Below are 7,509 nucleotides of genomic sequence, written 5' to 3'. Positions count from 1 at the left end.
TAGCCTAAAAATAACACCCAAAACTCACGTTATTTATTCTTATTGAAATTTAAACAGTTTCTGCGTGTTTGGCAATCTTCTATTGTGACCTTAGTACCATCTTCAACAATTCTTTAGTGATGCAGTCTCCATTTTGCTAATTTTAATTTTATCCCTTGAATCAATGTAAAAAATTGTATTTTGCACCTCCATTCAAACAAATGAACTACAACAAATTAACCTTAACAACACTATTATTTACGTGTTTTTTCGCATTATTATGGAGCTCTTGTTCTTTTAAGAATAGGCAAGCCATATTGAAAACACCTTATGATGCAGATACCGTAAGCACGGTAAGGGTAATTAATAGCGGCAACGACGATCGGAGCGATTATTACAACCTTATCAAAGCTGATGATGACTTGGCTATTAGAAATGTACAAGACATGCGATTGATTGTAAGGGATGCCGAAACGAATGGCAGTGTTAACCAACAACAAACCTATACTACTTTTAGGGTGCATGCCAACGGCGAAGTTATTTTACCCAAAATAGGCGCTATTAAGGTGGCAGGACTAAACCGAAACCAAGCAGCAAGTGCCATACAAAAAGCTTACGAAGCCAAAGAGCTCAATGCACCTTTAATTGATGTACGTATTGCCAATGCCTATATTGTACTTTTAGGCGAGGTGGCCAAGCAGGGCAAATACATTATTGACAGGGAAGATTACGAACTGATTGATTTATTGGGCGATGCCGGAGGCGTTACGCCCAGTGCCAACAGAAAGATGGTGCGTATTTTTAGGGGCGACAGGGCCAATCCGGAGATTATTATGGTTAATTTGAATGATTATAGCTTTCTTAAAAATCCTAAATTAAAGCTACGGGCGAAAGATGTAGTTTATATTGAGCCACGCAGGGTAGCGGCAAGCAGCCAAAGTTTTCAGGCCTACTCTACTTTTATACAACTCGGTCTAGTGGTAATTAATACCGGACTAATTATTTATAACTTAACGAGGTAATGGAACAGCAAGTTAACGGAAACGCCACGGTGCAGCAAGATATAGACTATGTTAAAATTGCTAGAATTATTCTTAGCAGGTGGTATTGGGTTGCCAGTACTATCATTATTGCTTTTATAATAGCTTATATTTATTTGTGGTACACGCCCGAAACTTTTAGCACCAGTTCTTCGCTTAAATTTGAAGAAAAACGTTCGGAAATTTCGGAATTGCTAAATGTGCGCAATGCTTACGACCGTACCAACAAGCTACAGTCGGAGCAGTTTGTAATTCGTTCGAGGGAAGTATTAAATAATGCCGTAAAAGAACTCGACTACAAGATTTCCTTTTATTTAAAGGGCCGTGTAAGAACCAGCGATATTTACCCGCAAAAGCCTTTACACATTGCCATTATAGAACAAGACAGCGCTAATTTTACCAGAAGTTTATTTGAATACGAACCTATTGATGCCACTTCTTTTAAATTAACCCGTTTAGAGAATGGCACCGAGCTTGTTCAAACTTATAAAATTGGGCAAATTATTAGTGCGCCAGGCATCAAATTTAAAATAGACAACACTACCTTTACTGCCAAGAACAATTCTGTTTATTGCTTTAAATTTAACAGTCCAGCTAGTTTTTTAGGCAGAATAACGAGCGGCCTAAACATGAGCGAAACCAAGGGAACCAATATTCTTTCGTTATCGCAAACAGACATTAACCCTTATTTTGCTGCCGATGCGCTGAATGCCGTTTTACGTTCTTATGTAAACTACGACAGGCATCAAAAAACCATCTCGGCTACGCAAACTATTAAGTTTATAGACACTTTACAGCAGAACATGTCTAAAGCTGTAAAGTCTTCTGGTTCGGAGCTAGAGCAGTTTAAGGTTGCCAACAAAGTACTGGATATTTCGGCTACGGGGCAAGACGTGATGAAGAAACTGACCGATTTAGAAACGGAGAAAAACACGTTAAACCTGCAAGGCATCTTTATTAACCAATTAGAAAAAGAGATTGTAGGCAACAAAAACTTAAACGCCATTAATTATAATCTACAGGGTATTACCGACCCTATGCTGGGCGATCTCCTTACCCAATACAATGCGCTATTACTTAAACGTGAAGAGCTTTTAATTTATTATAAGACCAGTTCTGACAAGGTACAACAAATAGACAAACAGATTTTAGACATTAAATCTGCTTTTGTGAGCAATGCCAGCAGTCAGCGTCAAAAAAACCAGAAGACTATTAACTATATTGATCAGCAAATTAGCTCGATTAAACAAACCTTTAACACTATTCCGAAGGCAGAGCGAGAACTGATTAACCTTACCTCGAATGCGGCCATTAACCAGAAAGTATATACTTATCTTTCTGAGAAAAAATTAGAAGCGCAAATTAGTAAAGCGGCCATTACCCCGGGAGCTACCATTGTAGATTTTGCACTCTATAACACTAACGCCATTGCTCCTGTGGCTAAGAAGACCTATACCAGTGCCCTTATTATTGGTTTGGTGGTAGGCATAGGTTTAATTTTTTTAGTACGGATGCTTAATCCTTACATTTATGATAAGGAAACGATAGAAAGCTTAACTACTATCCCTATTATTGGGGTAATTAGGAAATATCAGGACGAGATAGATGAGAACAATAGACAAATTCTATCTATTAAAAATCCTAAATCGCTATTTGCCGAATCGGTGCGCTCGGTACGTACTAACCTTAGTTTTTTGGCTGCCGAGAAAAAAAGCAAGATTGTTTGTATTACTTCAGAAATATCGGGCGAGGGCAAGTCGTTTACCACCGTAAATTTAGCCAGTACCCTTAGCTTAATAGACAAAAAAGTAATTGTAATTGCTGCCGATTTAAGGCGTTCTAAATTACACCATACTTTTAAGGTGAGTAATTTAAAGGGCTTAAGTTCTTACCTATCTAACCAGGCCGAACTGGCGGATATTACCTTTAAAACGGAAGTAGAAAATCTTACTTTTGTGCCTGCGGGCCCGATACCGCCCAATCCTTCAGAGTTATTGTATTCTGATAAGATGAAAGCTTTATTGGAAAATTTAACCAAAGAATACGATTTTGTGATAGTCGATTCTGCTCCTGTTGGGCTGGTTTCGGATGCTATTCCGTTGATTAGAATGGCCGATGTAAGCTTGTTCGTGATTCGCTCTGGTGTATCTCGTTACCAAGCGGCCACAGTTCCGGAACGTTTAAACAAAGAATTTAACTTATCGAACATTACCATTGTGCTAAATGCTTTCGATAATGATATTTTACATAGTAGGTATTATACCACCAATTATAGCGGCAGCTATTATGCCAACTACTATTATTATTCCGATTATTCGGGTACAGGTTACGGTAGTGGCTATTATAGCGATGGGCCCAATAAAAAATGGTGGCAGTTTTGGAAAAAGTAAATAGCGTTGATGATTGATCATTTGTATAGGTGGTATCCGGTGTACACGAATTCTAGGGCAGAGAAAAAGGCATATCAAGAGCTACAAAGAAAGGGTATTGAAGCCTATTTGCCGCTTAGAAAAGAATGGAAACAATGGAGTGACCGCAAGAAGCTTGTGGAGGAGCCTTTATTTAAGTCTTATCTTTTTGTACGCATCTCTAACAAGGAACACGCAGAAGTTTTCATGACACAGGGCATTAGTCGCTTTCTCTACTTTTCGGGAAAGATTGCCATTATGCCCGACAAACAAATGGAAGACCTAAAGCTGTTGATGGCTTCGGGTGAAGATTTGGAACTGATTGAACACGATCTGCAGCCTGGAGAAAAGGTATTGGTAAATGCAGGCCCGTTTAAAGGCATGATTGCCGAATTGGTATCGATAAAGAATAAAAAAAGCTTAGTTTTAAAACTAGAAAATTTAGGTTACGCAATAGAAGTAAAAACTTCGATGGCCTATATAGCGCCATTGAAGTAAGTTTGATTGATTGATGTGATAATTAGTTGATTTGATTGATTGACTAATTTGGTTATTGATTATCTTAAAACCGTAGGTGCCAAAATGGGACTGAAAGGGCGAAGCTGTGGGAAAAGCTGGAAGCTGGAAGACTAAAGCTGAAAGACCAAAGCTGAAAGACTAAAGCTGGAAGACCAAAGCTGAAAGACCAAAGCTGGAAGCTGAAAGACTAAAGCTGAAAGACCAAAGCTGGAAGACTAAAGCTGGAAGCTGAAAGACCAAAGCTGAAAGACCAAAGCTGAAAGACTAAAGCTGGAAGCAGCGCATCGCAAACATCGGAACTTCGGGAACGCTCTGAACACATGTGTAGGATAGCAGGTATTATTAGTGAAAACTTAAGTGAGCAAGAGCGAGCAGCACGGCTACAGCTCATGTGTAATGCCCTACACAAAGGCGGACCAGATGGTGCAGGCTATCAGACCTTCCCGAGTTTAGGCATGTCTTTTGGGCACCGAAGGCTATCGCTGATAGATTTAAGCGAGAATGGTAAGCAGCCCATGCCCTATCAAGATCACCTTTGGATTACTTTTAATGGCGAAATTTATAATTACCGTGAGCTTAAAGCAGATTTAATTGGAAAAGGCTACATTTTTGCCAACCAAACTGATACCGAAGTGATTTTGGCTGGTTATCAAGCTTACGGCACCAGTTTTTTTAAAAGCTTAAAAGGTATGTTTGCCTTTGCATTGTTAGACCAAAACAAGCAACAAACCTTTTTAGTAAGAGATGAATTGGGCATAAAACCTCTGTACTACTACAGTAAAAATCAGGAACTTTATTTTGCATCGGAAGTAAAGGCATTTACCGCTTTTAACAAAGATTGGGAAATGAATGAAGACTGGCCTATTTATTTTTTATCGTTTGGCTTTATCCCAACGCCTTTTACTACCTTAAAAGATGTATTTAGCTTAGCCAAAGGCACTATTTTAACTTGGGACCATCAAACGCAAAGCCATAGCATTACGCAATTTGCTGCCGACTACCCCAACACCATTGAAACAAGTAATGCGCTAATTACTACAAAAAAGCTTTTAGACACAGCTGTTAAAAGACATTTAATTGCTGATGCCCCTATCGGCGTATTTTTAAGTGGCGGTATTGATAGTAGCTTACTCAGTATCATTGCCAACGAGCAGCACCAACAAAGCATCAATACGGTTAGTATTAACTTTAACGAACCGGAGTTTTCGGAACAAGCTTATCAAGACATTGTTTCGAAACAAATTAACAGTAAACACCTTAGCTATACCGTTACTGCCGAAGATTTTGAGCAAAACATCCAACAAATTTTTGAGGATATGGATCAACCCTCAAACGATGGTATTAACTCGTGGTTTGTGAACAAAGTTGCTAAAGATAATGGGCTAAAGGCCGTACTATCGGGTATTGGTGCCGATGAAATTTTTGGAGGCTATCCGTCTTTCAAAAGACATCAATTGATTAAAAACATAAAAAAAACGCCTAGGTTTATTTTAAGGCTAGCCAAATATCTGCCTAGCGATAAGCTAAAAAGAATTAGCTTTTTGGCCTACAGTAATCCGATAGGAGAATACCTTTTTTTACGAGGCTTTTTTACCCCTAACACCGTAAGTAAACTTTTAGGCGTACCCGAAAATAAAGTAGTACGACTTTTAAGCAGCTACCCTAGCCCTAAAGAAGTAGCGCAATTGAGCGCCGAAGACAGAATTTCTTGGTTTGAGATGAATGTTTACATGCAAAATCAGCTATTAAAAGATACCGATTACATGAGCATGGCGCACGGTGTAGAAGTTAGGGTGCCTTTTTTAGACCAGGATGTTGTAGCGGGCGCCTTAGCCTTACCTACCCAAAAAAGATTTAGTGCACAGCCAAAATCGTTATTGATTAACGCTTATAAAGACCTTTTACCCGAAGCCATTTGGAACAGGCCTAAAAAAGGCTTTACTTTTCCGTTTCAAAATTGGTTTAAAAGCTACCAGCCCATGCTTAAGGCGGCACATTACCAAAACAACAGCGAAGCTTTGAGTTTGCTAAATAAGTTTAAGAACAACCAATTGCATTGGTCTAAACTTTTTGCAGTTTACCAAGTATTTTATCGTGTTAAACCCTAAAAGCAACATACTTTTTTTAAGTCTTTATACCTTTAGTTTAACTGGTGGTGTAGAAAAAGTATGTAAAAATTTTATTTATACGTTGCGTAAACTGTTTGGCGAAAGCGACTGGGCCAACTATTCGATGCATGACCGATTGGCTGACTTAGACACAAATTACAGTGCTATTGCTAATTATAAAGCATTTGCGGGCAAAAAGCTGTCCTATATGCTCGCTAGCTTAAAACAAGGTTTAAATAGCAAAACGGTTATCTTATCGCACATTAACCTCTTGTTAGTAGCAAAGCTGATTTCCGTTTTTAAACCTCACACCAAGTTTATTCTATTTGCGCACGGCATTGAAGTTTGGGGCAATTTAGCGAAATGGAAAACCAGTTTTATTAGAAAAAATGTGGAGGTTTGGGCGGTAAGCAATTATACCAAACAGCGGATGATTGAACAACATCAATTGTCTTCCTCACAAATAAATGTATTAAACAATTGCCTTTCTCCTTTTCTAAATCTTCCAACAGCTTTTACTAAACCCAAGTATTTATTAGAAAAATACGGGCTAGCGGAAAATCATCCAGTGCTATTTACACTGAACAGGTTAGCCGCATTAGAGCAATACAAGGGTTACGATGTAGTCATTACGGCACTTGCTGATTTGAAAAAAGAGGGCTACAACTTTACTTATTTGCTTGCTGGCAAAGCCGATGCGGAAGAACAACTGCGCATTGAACAGCTTATTGAAGCAAATGGGTTAAATGCAAATGTGAAATTGATTGGTTATTTAGCCGAAGAAGAACTGGCAGCTTACTTCTTATTAGCAGATGTATTTGTGATGCCAAGCAAAGGCGAAGGTTTTGGCATTGTGTTTATTGAAGCCGCTGCGCATGGTTGTAAAATTATCGGCGGCAATCGGGATGGTAGTACCGATGCGCTGTTGAATGGGCAGTTAGGTATTTTAGTTAATCCCACGGATGTTAATGAAATAGGGACATCGCTTTTAGCGCTAATGCAAAATAAGGCCACAAGCGAGCAGAAAATAGCACAGCAACAATTGTCCATTGAAAATTTTGGCTTTGAGCAGTATGTGGCGAGAGTTGAGCGATTGTTGAATTGAGGGTCGTTGTCGTCTATCGAACAACGAAAAACCAACAACGAGCAACGAAAAACAAATTAGAAATCTGGAAAAAAGCCCATCAGCTTACTTTAGCCGTATATGAGCTAACAAAAAACTTTCCAGTAAACGAACAATTCGCCCTTACAAGTCAAATCGGAGAAGTGCAAGTAGCGTTCCTGCGAACATTATTGAAGAACAGTCTCGACAGCATAAAAAAGAATTTATCTAATTTTTATACACTGCAAAACCTCTCTATCAAAAACATAACATAACGCGAATTCAGGTAAGACCTATATGAAATGATGTTTGAAATATTTTTTTAAGCTCGCCGCCGCTGGGCTCTTACTTTT

The 7,509-nt window shown here is 38.8% G+C and carries 5 protein-coding genes and 1 pseudogene; all 6 read left to right on the top strand.

The window, feature by feature from the left end:
* Positions 1-296 precede the first annotated feature (296 nt).
* The 6 genes and pseudogenes from B3I52_RS01815 (at position 297) to B3I52_RS15895 (ending at position 7,388) form a co-directional block, all read left to right on the top strand.
* Positions 297-1,001, top strand: coding sequence for a polysaccharide biosynthesis/export family protein (locus B3I52_RS01815; protein WP_293297970.1), 705 nt, complete (start codon positions 297-299; stop codon positions 999-1,001).
* Positions 1,001-3,409 (top strand): GumC family protein, encoded by a 2,409-nt coding sequence (locus tag B3I52_RS01810; protein ID WP_293297967.1) that lies wholly within the window; start codon positions 1,001-1,003, stop codon positions 3,407-3,409. The genes B3I52_RS01815 and B3I52_RS01810 overlap by 1 nt, the downstream gene beginning before the upstream one ends.
* A gap of 9 nt (positions 3,410-3,418) precedes the next feature.
* Positions 3,419-3,925: a UpxY family transcription antiterminator gene (locus B3I52_RS01805; protein WP_293297963.1), complete on the top strand. Its 507-nt coding sequence runs from the start codon at positions 3,419-3,421 to the stop codon at positions 3,923-3,925.
* A 341-nt stretch (positions 3,926-4,266) separates the two neighbouring features.
* Positions 4,267-6,054 carry an asparagine synthase (glutamine-hydrolyzing) gene (gene asnB, locus B3I52_RS01800; RefSeq protein ID WP_293297960.1) on the top strand — a complete coding sequence of 596 codons (1,788 nt, stop codon included), beginning with the start codon at positions 4,267-4,269 and terminating at the stop codon, positions 6,052-6,054.
* Positions 6,041-7,159: a glycosyltransferase family 4 protein gene (locus tag B3I52_RS01795; RefSeq protein WP_293297957.1), complete on the top strand. Its 1,119-nt coding sequence runs from the start codon at positions 6,041-6,043 to the stop codon at positions 7,157-7,159. Before asnB ends, B3I52_RS01795 begins: the two co-directional genes overlap by 14 nt.
* Positions 7,156-7,388, top strand: a pseudogene (locus B3I52_RS15895) (four helix bundle protein). Before B3I52_RS01795 ends, B3I52_RS15895 begins: the two are co-directional and overlap by 4 nt.
* The last annotated feature ends 121 nt before the right edge of the window (positions 7,389-7,509 follow it).

It is taken from the genome of Pedobacter sp. UBA4863, assembly GCF_002399615.1.
Lineage (GTDB): Bacteria > Bacteroidota > Bacteroidia > Sphingobacteriales > Sphingobacteriaceae > Pedobacter.
Note: the sequence above shows the minus strand (reverse complement) of the source record. Positions and strands in the feature narration are given on the sequence as shown.

Bases quoted from the DNA above. Each gene is read 5' to 3' on its own strand.
- B3I52_RS01805 (WP_293297963.1), top strand. From the start codon at position 3,419: ATGATTGATCATTTGTATAGGTGGTATCCGGTGTACACGAATTCTAGG.
- B3I52_RS01810 (WP_293297967.1), top strand. From the start codon at position 1,001: ATGGAACAGCAAGTTAACGGAAACGCCACGGTGCAGCAAGATATAGAC.
- asnB (WP_293297960.1), top strand. From the start codon at position 4,267: ATGTGTAGGATAGCAGGTATTATTAGTGAAAACTTAAGTGAGCAAGAG.